This window comes from Bradyrhizobium sp. CCGB12 (assembly GCF_024199845.1).
GTDB lineage: Bacteria > Pseudomonadota > Alphaproteobacteria > Rhizobiales > Xanthobacteraceae > Bradyrhizobium.
On the sequence record NZ_JANADO010000001.1, the window covers coordinates 2,994,670 to 3,010,336 of the forward strand.

A 15,667-nucleotide genomic window follows, 5' to 3' on the forward strand; every position below is an offset into this window, starting at 1 on the left:
CGGCGCGCGAGGCAGATCGGTCAGACAAAGTTGAACTCCGGACATGGACCAAAACTGGCGGCTATTTAAGCCAGTGGGCGATCCGGTCAACTGCCTCGCGCATCTCTTCGGGCGAACGTGCGTAGGAAAAGCGAATGAAGGAGCGTCCATGGATGGGATCGAAATCGAGACCCGGCGTCGCCGCAACTTGGGCCTGTTCCAGCATCTGCTTGGCGAACTCAAAACTATCGGAGGTGAAGTCCGAGACGTCGGCATAGAGATAGAAAGCGCCGTCGGCGGGCAAGAACCTGGTCAAGCCGGCCTTGGGCAATCCATCGATCAGGATACGCCGGTTTTCCTGATAGCCGTGCTTGATCGCCTCCATCTCGGCCGCGCCGTCGAAGGCAGCCTCGGCCGCGATCTGCGACAGCGACGGCACCGAGATCGAGAGGTTCTGCTGCAGCCGCTCGATCGGCCGCACCAGGATCTCGGGCACCACCATCCAGCCGACGCGCCAGCCCGTCATGCAAAAATACTTCGAGAACGAGTTGATCACGAGTGCATGGTCCGACAGTGCCGCCGCCGTCACGGCCGGAAACGCATAATCGAGTCCGTGATAGATCTCGTCGGAGATGAAGCGGATGCCGGCGTCTTCCGCCGCAGCAATGAGGCCAGCGAGCGCCTCGCGGGACATCATGGTCCCCGTCGGATTGGCGGGGCTGCCGACCAGCACGCCCTTCAGCGGCGCCTTGCGATGGGCCGCAAGCAGCGCTTCGCCGGTGAGCGCGTGCCGCGTGTCGTTCGTGGTCTCGATCAGCACCGGCTCGCAGCCGAGCGCGGTGAGGATATGACGGTATGGGGGGTACCCCGGCACGGTCACGGCGACGCGATCGCCGGGCTCGAACAGCGACAGGAACGCCAGGATAAATCCGCCCGAGGAGCCGGTCGTCACCACGATCCGCTCGGGGCTGACGTCGCAGCCATGGACATCGCAATAGTGCCGACCGATGCGCTCGCGCAGTGAGGGGATGCCGAGGGCCGAGGTATAGTCGATCCGGCCCGCCTCGAGCGCGGCATGGGCAGCCGCGATCGCGGCCCTGGGCGCGCCGGCCGCGGGCTGGCCAACCTCCATATGGATGACACGGCCGCCGGCGGCCTCGATTCGGGCCGCCGCGGCCATGACGTCCATCACCATGAACGGGGGAACATCGCTACGGCGGGAGGGCTCGAGCCACTGCCCCAACCGGTTCCTCAATGTCGCATCGTGCATCGATATCTGCTATTTAGCTGGCGAACCGGTCCGTCCGGTCCGGAAAACGGGGCGCTTGCGCCCCAGACTGGCCGCATTGTACGGCTCATAAGGGGTACGGCGCATAAGGGGGTACGGTTCACAAGGGCATATCGCGTATCCGGTCCGCCGCCAATCGCCAAAAACCAATCACGAAACTGCCGACCAAGACCGTTTGACCCAGACCGCTTGATGTTGCTCCAGATCGCATTGCGCAAGAAGGCCTCCGCCCTCACCGTCCTCGTCACGGCCGCGGCGATCGTGCTGACGCCGTTCTCGGCCGCGCGCGCGCAGGTCAAGGGACCGCCGGTCCTGCGCGACACCGAAACCGAGCAGCTCCTGCGCGAATATACCCGCCCGATCCTGCGCGTCGCCGGTCTGGAGAAGCAGAACATCCAGATGGTGATCATCAACGACGGCTCGTTCAACGCCTTCGTTGCGGACGGCCGCCGCATCTTCGTCAATTACGGCGCGATCCTCCAGTCCGAGACACCGAACCAGATCATCGGCGTGCTCGCGCACGAGACCGGGCATCTGGCGGGCGGCCATCTGTCCAAGCTGCGCGAGCAGCTCGCCACGGCCCAGACCCAGATGATCATCGCGATGCTGCTCGGCGCCGGCGCCATCGCTGCCGGCAGCACGCGCGGCTCCGGCAACAACGGGCTGGCCAATGCCGGCGCGGCCGCGCTCGCCGGCCCGCAGGAGATGATCCGCCGTTCGCTGCTGTCCTACCAGCGCCAGCAGGAGGAGAACGCAGACCGCGCCGGCGTGAAATTCCTGACCGCGACGGGACAGTCGCCGAAAGGCATGTACGAGACCTTCAAGCGCTTCACCAGCGAGAGCCTGTTCGCCGCGCGCGGTGCCGACCCCTATCTCCAGTCGCACCCGATGCCGGCCGAGCGCGTCGCCGCGCTCCAGGAGTTCGCCAGCACCAGCCCCTATTGGGACAAGAAGGACGACCCGGCGCTCCAGCTCCGCCATGACATGGTGCGCGCGAAGATCTCTGCCTTCATGGAGCGGCCGGAGACTGTGTACCGCCGCTATCCCCAGACCAACGACAGCATGCCGGCGCGCTATGCTCGCGCCATCAGCACCTATCTGCATGGCGATTTACGCAGCGCACTCGCCCAGATCGACGCGCTGATCCAGGTCCAGCCGAACAATCCGTACTTCCACGAGGTGCGCGGCCAGGCCTTGCTGGAAAGCGGCAAGGCGGCCGAGGCCATCGCTCCCCTGCGCAAGGCGGCGCAGCTTTCGAACAACGCGCCCCTCATCGAGATGTTACTTGGGCAGGCTCTGGTTGGAACCGATAATAAGGCCTACACCGACGACGCCATTCGGATTCTCCGCGCCGCGGTGGCACGAGAGCCCGAGGCTGCGCTCGGCTATACCCAGCTCGCGATGGCCTATGGCCGGAAGGGAGACTATGCCGAGGCGGATCTCGCGTCGGCGCAAGCCGCCTACTTGCGCGGCGACAACAAGACCGCCCGCGAGCTCGCCACGCGCGCGAAAACCCGTTTCGCCGTCGGCACGCCCGGATGGGTCAAGGCCGACGACATCGTGGCGGCCAAGCCGCCGCGCAACTGACGCAACACAAACGACGCCCGACACCACGACGTCACGACATCGAGCTTGAGTTCGCCGGGACGTTTTATCGAAACCCTGCTTTGGATAAGAGGATTTGCCCATGCCTTCGCTGCGCCTGCTTGCTCCCGCGCTGTTTGCGCTCGCCATGTTCGGCGCAGCCGCACCCGTGTCGGCCGACAGCTTCTCCGATGCCCAGCGCACCGACATCGAGGCGATCATCAAGAACTATCTCGTCAGCCATCCCGAGGTGCTCGAGGAGGCCATGGCCGAGCTCAGCAAGCGCCAGGCCGCGGCCGAAACGCAGAAGCACGAGGCCAGCATCGCGCAGAATGCCGACGCGATCTTCAACTCTCCGCGCCAAGTGGTGCTCGGCAACAAGGACGGCGACGTCACCTTCGTCGAGTTCTTCGACTACAATTGCGGCTACTGCAAGCGCGCCATGGGCGACATGCTCGACCTCATGAAGAGCGATCCGAAGCTGAAGGTCGTGCTGAAGGAGTTTCCGGTGCTGAGCCAGGGCTCGGTCGAAGCGGCCCAGGTCGCCGTCGCGGTGCGCATGCAGGATCCCTCCGGCAAGAAATATCTCGACTTCCACCAGAAGCTGCTCGGCGGTCGCGGCGCCGCGGACAAGGCGCGTGCGCTTCAGGCGGCCAAGGAGGCCGGCCTCGACACCGCCAGAATCGAGAAGGACATCGCCAGCCCTGAGGTGCGCGCCACCATCGAGGAGAACTTCAAGCTCGCCGAAGCGATGGGCATGAACGGCACGCCGAGCTACGTGATCGGCAAGCAGATCGTGATCGGCGCCGTCGGCGTCGAAGGTCTCAGGGAAAAAATCGGCATCGCCCGCTGCGGCAAAGCGACCTGTTAAGAAGGCGACTTGCTGATCGCGCCTTTCACAACCCAAATGAATGCGAAGAGGCCGGCCAAACCGCCGGCCTTTTTCGTGGGACGAATCCTGGCACGAATCCGGCGCGCGCATTCATCTCGCGTTTAACAAACAAATGCCGCGGAACAGGCGAAGTTCCGGAACAACTCAAACCTCCTTTCGTTGTCGGCGCGGGCAATGACGCAAAGAAACACGTGAGGAGAATTTCGATGTTGAACCGCTTTATGATCTCGGTTGCCGCAGTCGCGCTCGTCGCAGGCACCGGACTGGCGAACGCACAGGGCACCATGAACCGCGACAGCGGTGGCGGCGCCGGCGGCGCACAGACGCAGCAGCACTCGCAGCCCTCCGGCGGCGCCGAGCGCGGCGGCTCGATGGGTCGCGATTCTATGAGCCATGACAAGGGCACCGTCGGCCAGTCCGGCACGATGAAGTCCGATCGCGCTTCCGAAGACAAGTCGGGCTCGATGAAGGACGAGAAGTCCACGGGCGGCGCGATGCACAAGAACGCCGCCGAGGACAAGGCCGGCGCCACCAAGGGCCAGCGCAGCGACGAACGCGCCCAGGACAAGTCCCAGCAGGACAAGTCCAAGAGCATGAGCCAGGACACCGGCAAGTCCGGCAGCAAGGACCAGAAGGATATGAAGGCTGAGGGCAGCAAGAGCGGCACCTCGACCAACAATGCCGAGAACCAGAAGGGCAGCACCGACACCAAGTCTCAGACCACGACGGGCAACGCCTCCGCGACTGCCGCGGCGCCGCCCGCCGAGAAGCGGACCGAAATCTCGACTGCGATCAAGTCGACCAAGATCGAGGAGACGACCAACGTCAACTTCAACATCGCGGTCGGTACCGCGGTCCCGGCGTCCGTCCACTTCCACCCCCTGCCGCCCCGGATCGTCGAGATCTACCCGCAGTGGCGTGGCTATGAAGTGATCTTCGTCCGCGGCCAGTACGTGATCGTCCGTCCGCAGACGCGCGAGATCGTCTACATCATCGAAGGCTAAGCTGTCTCGCTGAAGCCCAAATCAGCCCCTGCCGGGAAATCGGCAGGGGTTTTTGGCCTTTTGTAGGCCGACCCTGCCGGGACCGCCCGGCAGCCACGACTAGAGCTGGTTAACAAGCAATTTCCGCAGTTTCCGCACAGGTTTTTGCGCACTGGATGAGGTGGTTCAAGCCCCCTGGCAGGCCCTTCAAGGCTTCCCCTCACGCGCTTTGTTACCTATAACCCCCGCCACGCCGAAGCACCTCTTCAGGGATTGGAATGGCCGAACCTGCAACCGACACGATCCTCGTCCTGAACGGGCCGAACCTCAACATGCTGGGGACGCGCGAACCCGAAAAGTATGGACACGCGACGCTGGCTGACGTCGAGGCGCTGTGCCGCGAGACGGCGGCGACGTTCGGCCTCAAGGCCGACTGCCGGCAGTCCAATCGCGAAGGCGAGTTGATCGATTTCATCCACGAGGCGCATGCGCGCAAGATGAAGGGCATCATCATCAATGCCGGCGGCTATTCGCACACCTCGATCGCGCTCCACGACGCGCTGCTCGCGGTGCAGATCCCGACCGTCGAAGTGCACGTGACCAACATCCACGCCCGCGAGAGTTTCCGCCATCACTCCTACACCGCCCGCGCGGCCTTCGGCTCGCTCTGCGGTTTCGGCATCGAGGGCTACCGCCTTGCCATCCAGGGCCTTGCCGCCAAGCTCGACATCAAGCCCAAAGCCTGACGCCCCCTTCCAACAGAACATTCGGATCAAACAACATGGCGCGCCAGCCAGACGACAAAGCAGCCGCAAAATTTTCCAGCGAGGATTCCGCGCTCATCCGCGAGCTTGCCTTGCTGCTCGATGAGACCAGCCTCACCGAGATCGAGATCGAACGGGCGGGCCTGCGCCTGCGCGTCGCCCGCAACATCAGCGTGGCCGCGACCATGCCGATGCCGATGGCCGCCGCTCCCGTCGCCCTGCCGACGGCCACAGCCGCCGCGCCCGCAACGGCCGTAGCCGACCTGTCTAAGCATCCGGGCGCGGTGATCTCGCCGATGGTAGGCACCGCCTATTGGGCGCCGGAGCCGGGCGCCAAGCCGTTCATCGAGGTCGGCACCAAGGTCTCGGTCGGCCAGACCCTGCTGATCATCGAAGCCATGAAGACGATGAACCAGATCCCCTCGCCGCGCGCCGGCACGGTGACGCAGATCCTGGTCGAGGATGGCCAGCCGGTCGAGTACGGCGAGCCGCTGGTGATCATTGAGTGAGGGAGTGACGAATAGCGAGTAGCGAATAGTTACTCCTCCCTATTCGCCATTCGCTATTCCCTATTCGCCCCGAGGCACCATGTTCGACAAGATCCTCATAGCCAATCGCGGCGAGATCGCCCTTCGCATCCTCCGGGCCTGCAAGGAGCTCGGGATCGCGACCGTCGCCGTGCACTCCACCGCCGACGCCGATGCCATGCATGTGCGCCTGTCGGATGAGAGCGTTTGCATCGGGCCGCCACCCTCCAAGGACAGTTATCTCAACGTGCCGGCGCTGCTCGCGGCCTGCGAGATCACCGGCGCGGATGCAGTGCATCCCGGCTACGGCTTCCTGTCGGAGAACGCGCGCTTTGCGGAAATCCTTGCAGAGCACAATCTGCATTTCATCGGCCCGAAGGCCGAGCACATCCGCCTGATGGGCGACAAGATCGAGGCCAAGAAGACCGCCAAGCGCCTCGGCATTCCCGTGGTGCCCGGCTCCGACGGCGCGGTCGCTCCCGGTGACGACGCGATGGCGATCGCGAAGAAGATCGGCTTCCCCGTGCTGGTCAAGGCGGCAGCTGGCGGCGGCGGCCGTGGCATGAAGGTCGCCCACAGCGAGGCCGACCTCCAGGTGGCCTTGTCGACGGCGGCGAACGAGGCCAAGTCCGCCTTTGGCGATGCCTCCGTCTATCTGGAAAAATACCTCCAGAAGCCGCGCCACATCGAGATCCAGATCCTCGGCGACGGCCGCGGCGGCGCCATCCATCTCGGCGAACGCGACTGCTCGTTGCAGCGCCGTCACCAGAAGGTCTGGGAAGAAGGTCCCTCGCCCGTCCTCGCCGCTGCTGCGCGCGCCAGGATCGGTGAAACCTGCGCCAAAGCGATGCGCGAGATGAAATATCTCGGCGTCGGCACCATCGAGTTCCTGTTCGAGGACGGCGAGTTCTACTTCATCGAGATGAACACGCGCATCCAGGTCGAGCATCCCGTCACCGAGAGCATCACCGACATCGACCTCGTGCTGGAGCAGATCCGCATCGCCGCCGGCGGCGACCTGCCGGCGAAGCAGGACGAAATCCAGGTCATCGGCCATGCCATCGAGTGCCGCATCAACGCGGAGAATCCGCAGACCTTCCGGCCCTCGCCTGGCCGGATCCTGCAATATCATCCGCCCGGCGGACTGGGCGTCCGGATCGATTCCGCCGTCTATCAAGGTTACACGATCCCGCCCTATTACGATTCGCTCGTCGGAAAGCTGATCGTGCACGGCAAGACCCGCGCCGAATGCCTGATGCGGCTGCGCCGGGCGCTCGACGAAATGGTGGTCGAGGGCATCGAGACCACGCTGCCGCTGTTCCGTGCGCTGGTCCGCGAAGACGATATTATCAACGGCGACTACCACATTCACTGGCTGGAACAGTATTTGGCCGGCAAGGCGGAACCGGCCCCGAGATAGACTTCGTCTCTTATGGAACCCTTTGGCCGCAATCGCGTTCTGGACGGTTGGGGCCAGTTCCAAGGGGGCGTTTTGAACTCCATTGACCATAAACAGGTGAACCGTCGTGACGGCTGAAGGTCATCGACGGCGCGCACTCTTGCAGATCCTGCTGCTTTCGGCGGGCCTTCTGGTGCTGACCGTGATCAGCGCCGGCTCCGTCTACCTCGTCAACAAGGCGCGGGGCGACAGCAAATGGGTGGTTCACACCATCGAGGTAGAGAATCAGATCAACGCCCTCCTGCTCGAAGTCCGGCGCGCGGAGAGCAGCGTCCGGGGCTTTCTCCTGACCCAGGGCCCGGATTTCCAATCCGATCATGAGAAGGCCGTCGCGGCGATCGTTCCGGCGCTCGACAGGCTCACGCGCCAGATCGGCGACAATTCGTCCCAACGCGACAGCATCGAGAAGCTGAGCGCGGCGATCGAGACCCGGCTGGAGCAGTTCTCGCGCGAGATGACCTTCGTGAAGCAGGGGCAGCCCGACAGGGCCACGGCGCTGATCCGCGAGGCTGCCGCCGGCACCACCACGACCACGATCAGCAACCTCGCCAACGCGATGATGCGTGAGGAGGAGCGGCTGTTCCGGCTCCGATCGGAAAGTGCCGACCGGAGCCAGACGCTCAGTGCATCCATGACCGGCATCGGCTCCGGCCTCGTCGTCGTGCTGGCCCTGATCTCGATCTGGCTGGTGCGGCGCTCGGCGCGCGCGCGCGATGACGCCGAGGCGCGCCTGCGCGATTCCAACGTCAATCTGGAAGCCGTCGTCGATGAACGCACGGCGGACCTGCGCGAAGCCAACGACGAGATCCAGCGCTTTGCCTATATCGTCAGCCACGATCTGCGCTCGCCGCTCGTCAACATCATGGGCTTCACCAGCGAACTCGAGGAGCTCGGCGGCGACATCTTTCGCCGCATCGGCAGCCTCGTCCCTGCGGACGGACCGCCGCTGGCGCCCGCCGGGCCGGGCGAGATCGCGCTCGAGGGCGCCGACAAGCAGCTCTCGGAGGACTTCTCCGAAGCGCTCGGCTTCATCAAGTCGTCGATCGCCAAGATGGACCGGCTGATCTCGGCCATCCTCAACCTGACCCGCGAGGGCCGTCGCGAATTCCAGCCGGTGAAGATCGACACAAGGGAGCTGATCGAGGCCATCGCCGCGACGCTGGCGCACCAGGCCGCCGAGGCGCAGGCCGAGATTCGCGTCGAGCCCCTGCCAAACCTCGTGAGCGACCGCCTCGCCCTCGAGCAGATCTTCTCCAACCTGATCGACAACGCGATCAAGTACCTGAAGAGCGGCGTGCCCGGCGAGATCAGAATCCGCGGGCGTACCAAGCTCGGCTATGCCATCTTCGAGATCAGCGACAACGGCCGCGGCATCGACCCGAAGGATCACCAGCGGATATTCGACCTGTTCCGCCGCGCGGGAACCCAGGACAAGCCCGGCCAAGGCATCGGACTTGCGCATGTGCGTGCACTTGTCCGTCGCCTCGGCGGCACCATGTCGGTATCATCGGAACTTAACACGGGCAGCACCTTCACCATCACGCTGCCGATCGCCTGGAACGTGAGCAACCGGAACAGAGATCGATGACCCAGCCTGTCACCATCATCATGATCGAGGACGATGAGGGCCACGCCCGCCTGATCGAGCGCAACATCCGAAGGTCCGGCGTCAACAACGAGATCGTCTCCTTCAAGAACGGCACGGATGCGATGACGCACCTGTTCGGGCCTGATGGCTCCGGGCTCGTGCAGAAGGGCAATGCGCTCTTGATCCTGCTCGACCTCAACCTCCCCGACATGACCGGGATCGACATCCTGAAGCAGATCAAGGAGAACAAATATCTGAAGGCCTCGCCCGTGGTAGTGCTGACCACCACGGACGATTCCCAGGAGATCAAGCGCTGCTACGAGCTCGGCTGCAACGTCTACATCACCAAGCCCGTCAACTACGAGAATTTCGCCAATGCCATCCGGCAGCTCGGCCTGTTCTTCTCGGTCATCCAGGTCCCGCCCGCCGCCCCATGAACCAGCGCACGCCAACACTGCTCTACATCGACGATGACGGGGCGCTGGCGCGCCTGGTCGACCGCGGCCTGACGCGGCGCGGCTACAGGGTCGTCCATGCCGCGAGCGGCGAGGAAGGCCTCGAGCGCATCCGCCGCGCGGGCGCCGAGGGCGGCATCGATGTCGTGGCACTCGACCAGTACATGCCGGGCCTCGACGGGCTGGAGACGCTCGAGCAGATCATGGCGATTCCGGACGCGCCGCCGGTCGTGTTCGTCACCGCGTCGCAGGATTCCAGCATCGCGGTCACCGCGCTGAAGGCGGGGGCGGCCGATTATCTGGTCAAGGACGTCCAGGGCGATTTCATTCCGCTGCTCCACGTCGCCGCCGAAGGCGCGCTGCGCCAGGCCGAGTTGCAGAGGGCGCGCGAGGAAGCCGAAGCCGAGGTCCACGCCTCGCGCGACCGCTACGCGGCGCTTGCCGCCGAACGCGAGCTGCTGCTGCGCGAGGTCAACCACCGCGTCGGCAATTCGCTCCAGATCATCGCCTCGCTGCTGCACCTTCAGGCGAGCTCCGCCGCGCAGGACGAGGTCAAGGCGGCGCTGACCAATGCGATGGGCCGCGTCGCCGCGGTCGCGCAGGTGCACCGCCGCCTCTATACCTCGCAGGACCTGAAGAGCGTGGTCCTGAACCAATACCTGGACTCCCTGCTCGAGGACCTCAGGCGCTCGGCCGAAGGCAACCGGATGTCGCGCCTGACGCTGAAGGCCGAGCCGATCGAGATTGATCCGGACCGTGCGGTCGCCGTCGGCATCATCGTCAACGAGCTGGTGATGAACGCGGTGAAATATGCCTATCCCGACGGTGCCGGCCCGATCCATGTCGAGCTGGTCTCGCGCGGCGACGATCTCCTGCTGTCGATCACCGACGACGGTGTCGGCGACAACGTCAAGGCCGATCCGCGCTCCACCGGCATGGGCCAGCGCATCGTCGCGGCCATGGCCTCCAAGCTCGATGCATCCGTCGATCGCGATCCCGCCCATAGCGGAACCCGCGTCGTGCTCAGGTTCCGCCGCGTGCCCCTGGCCCCCGACAAGCCCAACACGGCGGCCGCTAGCTGACTTTAGCCGTTCGGTGCGCCACCCATCGCAACCAACTCGCGATCCTGCTATTGTCGCAGGTCATGAATTCGCGCGACTCTGCCTCGTCTGAAATCACGCCGGCCGTTCTGCTGCGCGCCTATGCCTGCGGCATCTTTCCGATGGCCGAGAGCGCCGACGATCCGACCCTGTTCTGGGTCGAGCCGGAGCTGCGTGGCGTCATCCCGCTCGAGGGCTTTCGCGTCGCGTCACGGCTCGCGCGCACGGTGCGTTCGGATACGTTCCGCGTCACCGTCAATACCGCGTTCAAGGCGACGATCGCCGGCTGTGCCGCGCCGCAGGAAGGGCGCGAGGACACCTGGATCAACAAGCGCATCCGCGACCTCTATGGCGGCCTCTTCGAGCTCGGCCATTGCCACAGCGTCGAGGCCTGGCAGGGCGACGATCTCGTCGGCGGGCTCTACGGCGTCAGCCTGGGGCGCGCCTTCTTCGGCGAGAGCATGTTCCACACCGCGCGCGATGCCTCGAAGGTCGCGCTGGTGCACCTGGTCGCGCGGCTCATCCATGGCGGCTTCGAGCTGCTCGACACGCAATATGTCACCGAGCATTTGAAGAGTTTTGGCGCGGTCGAGATTTCGCGGCGGCGTTACACCGCGCTGCTCGACAAGGCGCTCGCGGGCGAGCCCGGCGATTTCCTGAAGCTCTCGGCCGGTGAAGCGATCCCGGGCGCGCGTGCGCTCGAGATCATCACTGCACGACAATAATCACGGATTTTACCGGCTGAACCCGGGGAAGTTGAACAGGCCCGGCTGCTGCTGTGGCGGCGGAGGTGGCGGAGCCGGTTGCTGCTGCGGCGGTGGCGGCAAGGGCTGCGGCGGACGCTGCTGCGTGGCCTGCCTGGGCGCGGCCTTCTTCTGCGCAGGCGGCGGCGCGGGCTTGGTCGCGGGATCAGGCGCTGCGGTCGCAATAGTCTGCTGCGGCTCTTTGCAGTCGGTGAGCCAGATGTCGTAGATCGGATGCTCGACGCCGTGCAGGCCAGGGCTCGCGGCATACATCCAGCCCGAGAAGATGCGCTTCACCTCGCCCTGCAAGGTGATCTCGTCGACCTCGACGAAGGCGTCGGTGTTGGTGGCCTCCGTTGCCGGCCGCGTATAGCAGGCGTCGGTCTTGACCCTGAGTGCGCCGAACTGGACGGTCTCGCCGATCTCCTCGTCGAAATTGATGATGCGTCCGGTGATCTTGTCGAGACCGGAGAAGGTCGCCTTCTTGTTCACGATCTTCTGGGCCGGCGGCTCGGTCACGACCTCGTCGCCCGGCTGCAGGCTCGCCGGCGCCTGCGGCACCGTGCCCGGCGCGCCCTTCTGCTGGGGCTGGCGCTGACCAGGCGCGCCTTGCGGACCGGGCGGAGCGATCGCCGCGGACGGCGGCTGGTTGGGCGGTGCGACGGTCGAGCCCGGCGGCGGCGCCAGGGGCTGGCTCTCGACCGGCCCCGGCATCACGTTACCTTGGCGGCCCGGAGGCGGTGGCATCGGGCGCGACGGCAGCACGCGGCCCTGCGGCGGCAGCTCCGGCACCTCTTCGTCGTCGTCCGGAATCTGCTGCGGCTGCGGCTGGCCGCGCGGAATGTTGCCGGGCGGCCGCAGCGGCGGCGGATCGGAGAAGATCGTGCCGATCTGCGCCTGTGCCGGCGTCGCAACCGTCAGCGCGGTGGCGGCCAGCAATGCCGCAAGGCCCGTCAGGGAAAAGGTTTTGAACATCTCGCGCGGCTTCAACAGCGAATCGGGCTCGTTGGACATTCTACAGGGGATACCGCCGCTCGCAGGCCCTCCGGTTAACACGGCGAATACGGCGGGGGAAGGGCGGCATCCCTGCCCTTCCCGGCGCCGGCTGGCCAGACCGGTCTCCGGATGGGATAGTCGCCCCCTTCCACGGGGCCAAAGCAGGCGTCGCCCCCCAAACGACGTTCCAACCATCACTGGAAAACCCCAGAAGGCCGCTACCCGATGCCCGTTGTGCTCGATCCCGATGCCGCCGCCGTCTACAGGGCCTTCCTGGAGGCCGGCCGCCCCGCCTTCGAGACCCTGACCGCACCGGAGGCGCGCGCCTCTTACGCGCAGGCGCGCGTTGCCACCAACCCCGAGCCGCCGGAGCTCGCCCGCGTTGCGGACCTCGCGATCCCGGCGCCGCACGGGACGATCCCCGCCCGTCTCTACGTCCCGAAGGAGCAGCGCCGGCACGACGGGCTGTCGCCGGCGCTGGTGTTCTTCCACGGCGGCGGCTGGGTGATCGGCGATCTCGATTCCCACGACGTCGTCTGCCGCCAGCTCGCGGTCGAAGGTGCGCTGATCGTGATCTCGGTCGACTACCGTCTCGCGCCCGAGCACAAGTTTCCGGCCGCAGCCGACGACGCCATCGCCGCGACCAAATGGGTCGCCGCGAACGCGCGCGAGCTCGGCATCGACGCCTCGCGCCTCTCGATCGGCGGCGACAGCGCTGGCGGCAATCTCGCCGCAGTCGTGGCGCTCGCCGCGCGCGACGCCGGCGGTCCCGCCATCGCAGGCCAGGTGTTGATCTATCCGGCGACCGATTTCGCCATGACGCACGGCTCCCACAGCGAGCCCGAGACCAGCGTGCTGCTGACCCACTCGGTGATCCGCTGGTTCCGCGACCATTATCTCAATGGCGCCGCCGACATCCACGACTGGCGCGCCTCGCCGGCGCGCGCCAAAAGCCTCGTCGGACTGCCGCCGACCTATGTGCTGACCGCCGGCGCCGATCCCCTGCGTGACGAGGGTGACGAATATGCCGAGCGCCTCGAGCAGGCCGGCGTGCCCGTCACGAGCAAGCACTATCCCGGCCAATTCCACGGCTTCTTCACCATGGGCAAGCTGTTGCAACAGGCCAACATTGCAGTCAGCGAGATCGGCGCGTGGCTGAAGGGATTGGGCTGACGGCACTCCCGTAGCCCGCACGAGCGACAGCGGCATGCGGGTCCGCTCTCACCTCACGACAAGACCTGTCCCGGATATCTCTCCGCTCATCCGGGCTACGTATCGACACCGGAAAACATGCTTGCCGTTCTTCAAACCATCGTCGCCGTCCCGCTGCGCGCCCTGACCTGGCTCGGCAGCCAGGGTACGCGCGGGGTCGCCGCCATCGTGTTCATCGCGGCCGCCGTGCCACCGCTCGGCGCATTGCTGCGGCCCTATCTCACCGAGGCAATCCTCTGCCTGCTTTGTATCTCCTTCATGCGGGTCGATCTGGCCGCGCTCTACAGCCATCTGCGTCGACCGGCGCTGATTGCAACTGCCACGGCCTGGACCACGATCGGCGTGCCGCTGATCGTCGGGTTGATCGCGCACGCAACCGGGCTCACGGCTCGCGCGCCCGGGCTTTCCCTCGCACTGATACTCCAGAGCATGGCCTCGCCGATGATGGCCTCCCCTGCACTGGCCGCACTGATGGGTCTCGATGCCACCATCGTGCTGATCACGCTGGTGAGCTCGACCGCGCTGGTGCCCTTCACGGCCTCATTGTTCGCGGGCATCTTCCTCGGCGACATGCTGAGCATCACGCCGCTGACGCTGGGCCTGAAACTGCTCGGCATCCTCGCAGCATCGCTGCTGGCCGCGACCGCCATCAGATGGATCTTCGGCGCGGAGGCGATCCAGCATCACAAGAAGCCGATCGACGGCCTCAACATCATCATCCTCTTCATCTTCGCTGCCGCGATCATGGGCGACGTCGTGAGCGACCTCCTCGCGCAGCCGCTTTTCACCATCGGCCTCGCAGCTCTGTCCTTCGCGATCTACTTCACCCTGCTCGCGGTCACCACGCTGCTGTTCCGCCGCATCGGTACCGAGCGCGCGCTGGCGCTCGGGCTGATGGTGTCACAGCGCAATCTCGGCCTGATGCTGGCAGCGACGGCCGGCGCACTGCCGCCCACCACCTGGCTCTATTTCGCGATGACGCAATTTCCGATTCATCTCGCGCCGTACCTGCTGATGCCGATCGCGCGGCGATTGACGGCACGCGCGGATGCGGCCGGCGCGGCCGCAGGCAACACGACCTAGCCGGCCCGCGCCGCGCGCCGCAGCGCCTGCGGCGGCTGGCCGAAGGCGCGGATGAAGGCGCGGCGCATTCGCTCGGGGTCGCCGAAGCCGGTCGTTTCCGCGACGAGCTCGATCGCCTCGCGCGAGGACTGCACCCGCTCGCGTGCCGCTTCGAGCCGCAGCCGCTCGATCGCCTTCGACGGCGTGGTGCCGGTCTCGGCGGCAAAGGCGCGGGCAAAATGCCGTGCGCTCATGCCGGCGCGATCGGCGAGGTCCTCGACCGTCAGCGGCGCTTCGAGGTTTTCGCGCGCCCAGGACAACAGCGCGCCGAAGCGCCCGTTTGGCGTCTTCAGCTCCAGCAGCGAGGAGAATTGCGACTGGCCGCCGCTGCGGCGGTGATAGAGTACGAGGTGCCGCGCGGTCTCTTGCGCGATCTCCTCGCCATGATCCTCGGTAACCATCGCGAGCGCGAGATCGATGCCCGCCGTGATGCCCGCCGACGTCCAGACATTGCCGTCGCGGGTGAAAATCTGGTCCGGCTCGAACTTCACCTTCGGATAGCGCGCGACGAAATCGCGCGTCCGCCCCCAATGGGTGGTGGCGCGGCGCCCGTCGAGCAGGCCCGCCTCGGCCAGCACATAGGCGCCCGAGCAGACGCTCGCGACCCGCACGCCACGCTTTGCGAGCCGCTGCACGAAGGCGCGGGTGACCTCACAGCGCGCGGCATCCGCGACGCCCGCGCCACCCGCGATGACCAGCGTCGTGATCGCGTTCGCCGACTTGAAATCACGCGCCATCATCTCGACGCCGGACGAAGAGCGCACGAGCCCCGCATTCACGGCCAGCACGCGGAGCGCAAGTGCCTTGCCGGAGCAGCGCGCCGCGACCTCGAACGCCGAGATCGGACCGGCCGCATCGAGCAGTTGGAAATCCGGGAAGATCAGGATGCCGATCATGGTTTTGTCCGAAAGTGAGGGAATTACGCCATTTCTGACATAAAGGCATCATGCCATGCTGCCGGCGTCAAGCTCATTA

Annotated in this window: 15 protein-coding genes; 12 read left to right on the forward strand and 3 right to left on the reverse strand. The window is 65.8% G+C overall.

The window, feature by feature from the left end; all coding sequences use genetic code 11:
• Positions 1 to 61: 61 nt before the first annotated feature.
• On the reverse strand, positions 62 to 1,249 hold the full coding sequence (locus NLM27_RS14365) for a pyridoxal phosphate-dependent aminotransferase (RefSeq protein ID WP_254143921.1): 1,188 nt from the start codon (positions 1,247 to 1,249) through the stop codon (positions 62 to 64).
• 210 nt (positions 1,250 to 1,459) lie between these two features.
• Between NLM27_RS14365 and NLM27_RS14370 the strand changes: the two genes are divergently transcribed.
• The 10 genes from NLM27_RS14370 (at position 1,460) to aat (ending at position 11,344) form a co-directional block, all read left to right on the forward strand.
• Positions 1,460 to 2,854, forward strand: coding sequence for a M48 family metalloprotease (locus NLM27_RS14370; protein WP_254143922.1), 1,395 nt, complete (start codon positions 1,460 to 1,462; stop codon positions 2,852 to 2,854).
• 100 nt (positions 2,855 to 2,954) lie between these two features.
• A complete protein-coding gene (locus tag NLM27_RS14375; RefSeq protein ID WP_254143923.1) occupies positions 2,955 to 3,722 on the forward strand; it encodes a DsbA family protein in 768 nt (255 codons plus the stop codon).
• A 227-nt stretch (positions 3,723 to 3,949) separates the two neighbouring features.
• Entirely contained in the window at positions 3,950 to 4,747 is a 798-nt protein-coding gene (locus NLM27_RS14380) for a DUF1236 domain-containing protein (RefSeq protein ID WP_254143924.1), read from the forward strand.
• A 257-nt stretch (positions 4,748 to 5,004) separates the two neighbouring features.
• On the forward strand, positions 5,005 to 5,472 hold the full coding sequence (aroQ, locus tag NLM27_RS14385; RefSeq protein ID WP_254143925.1) for a type II 3-dehydroquinate dehydratase: 468 nt from the start codon (positions 5,005 to 5,007) through the stop codon (positions 5,470 to 5,472).
• Between the two features lie 35 nt (positions 5,473 to 5,507).
• Positions 5,508 to 5,999: an acetyl-CoA carboxylase biotin carboxyl carrier protein gene (gene accB, locus NLM27_RS14390; protein WP_254143926.1), complete on the forward strand. Its 492-nt coding sequence runs from the start codon at positions 5,508 to 5,510 to the stop codon at positions 5,997 to 5,999.
• Between the two features lie 79 nt (positions 6,000 to 6,078).
• Positions 6,079 to 7,437 (forward strand): acetyl-CoA carboxylase biotin carboxylase subunit, encoded by a 1,359-nt coding sequence (accC, locus tag NLM27_RS14395; protein WP_254143927.1) that lies wholly within the window; start codon positions 6,079 to 6,081, stop codon positions 7,435 to 7,437.
• A gap of 106 nt (positions 7,438 to 7,543) precedes the next feature.
• On the forward strand, positions 7,544 to 9,064 hold the full coding sequence (locus NLM27_RS14400; protein WP_254143928.1) for a CHASE3 domain-containing protein: 1,521 nt from the start codon (positions 7,544 to 7,546) through the stop codon (positions 9,062 to 9,064).
• Positions 9,061 to 9,501, forward strand: coding sequence for a response regulator (locus NLM27_RS14405; protein WP_254143929.1), 441 nt, complete (start codon positions 9,061 to 9,063; stop codon positions 9,499 to 9,501). Before NLM27_RS14400 ends, NLM27_RS14405 begins: the two co-directional genes overlap by 4 nt.
• Positions 9,498 to 10,601 (forward strand): sensor histidine kinase, encoded by a 1,104-nt coding sequence (locus NLM27_RS14410; RefSeq protein WP_254143930.1) that lies wholly within the window; start codon positions 9,498 to 9,500, stop codon positions 10,599 to 10,601. Before NLM27_RS14405 ends, NLM27_RS14410 begins: the two co-directional genes overlap by 4 nt.
• Positions 10,602 to 10,663: 62 nt before the next feature.
• Positions 10,664 to 11,344, forward strand: coding sequence for a leucyl/phenylalanyl-tRNA--protein transferase (gene aat, locus NLM27_RS14415; RefSeq protein WP_254143931.1), 681 nt, complete (start codon positions 10,664 to 10,666; stop codon positions 11,342 to 11,344).
• Between the two features lie 9 nt (positions 11,345 to 11,353).
• Here aat and NLM27_RS14420 read toward each other — a convergent pair whose 3' ends face one another.
• Complete coding sequence (locus NLM27_RS14420) at positions 11,354 to 12,376, reverse strand: DUF2155 domain-containing protein (RefSeq protein ID WP_254143932.1); 1,023 nt, start codon at positions 12,374 to 12,376, stop codon at positions 11,354 to 11,356.
• Between the two features lie 207 nt (positions 12,377 to 12,583).
• Here NLM27_RS14420 and NLM27_RS14425 point away from each other — a divergent pair, with 207 nt between their 5' ends.
• Both NLM27_RS14425 and NLM27_RS14430 read left to right on the forward strand, forming a co-directional pair.
• On the forward strand, positions 12,584 to 13,531 hold the full coding sequence (locus NLM27_RS14425) for an alpha/beta hydrolase (protein ID WP_254143933.1): 948 nt from the start codon (positions 12,584 to 12,586) through the stop codon (positions 13,529 to 13,531).
• 117 nt (positions 13,532 to 13,648) lie between these two features.
• The gene (locus tag NLM27_RS14430; RefSeq protein WP_254143934.1) at positions 13,649 to 14,653 is read left to right on the forward strand and encodes a Na+-dependent transporter; all 1,005 of its coding nucleotides are present in this window, start codon (positions 13,649 to 13,651) and stop codon (positions 14,651 to 14,653) included.
• Here NLM27_RS14430 and NLM27_RS14435 read toward each other — a convergent pair.
• Complete coding sequence (locus tag NLM27_RS14435; protein WP_254143935.1) at positions 14,650 to 15,588, reverse strand: GlxA family transcriptional regulator; 939 nt, start codon at positions 15,586 to 15,588, stop codon at positions 14,650 to 14,652. The two genes, NLM27_RS14430 and NLM27_RS14435, sit on opposite strands and share 4 nt — an antisense overlap.
• Positions 15,589 to 15,667: the final 79 nt, after the last annotated feature.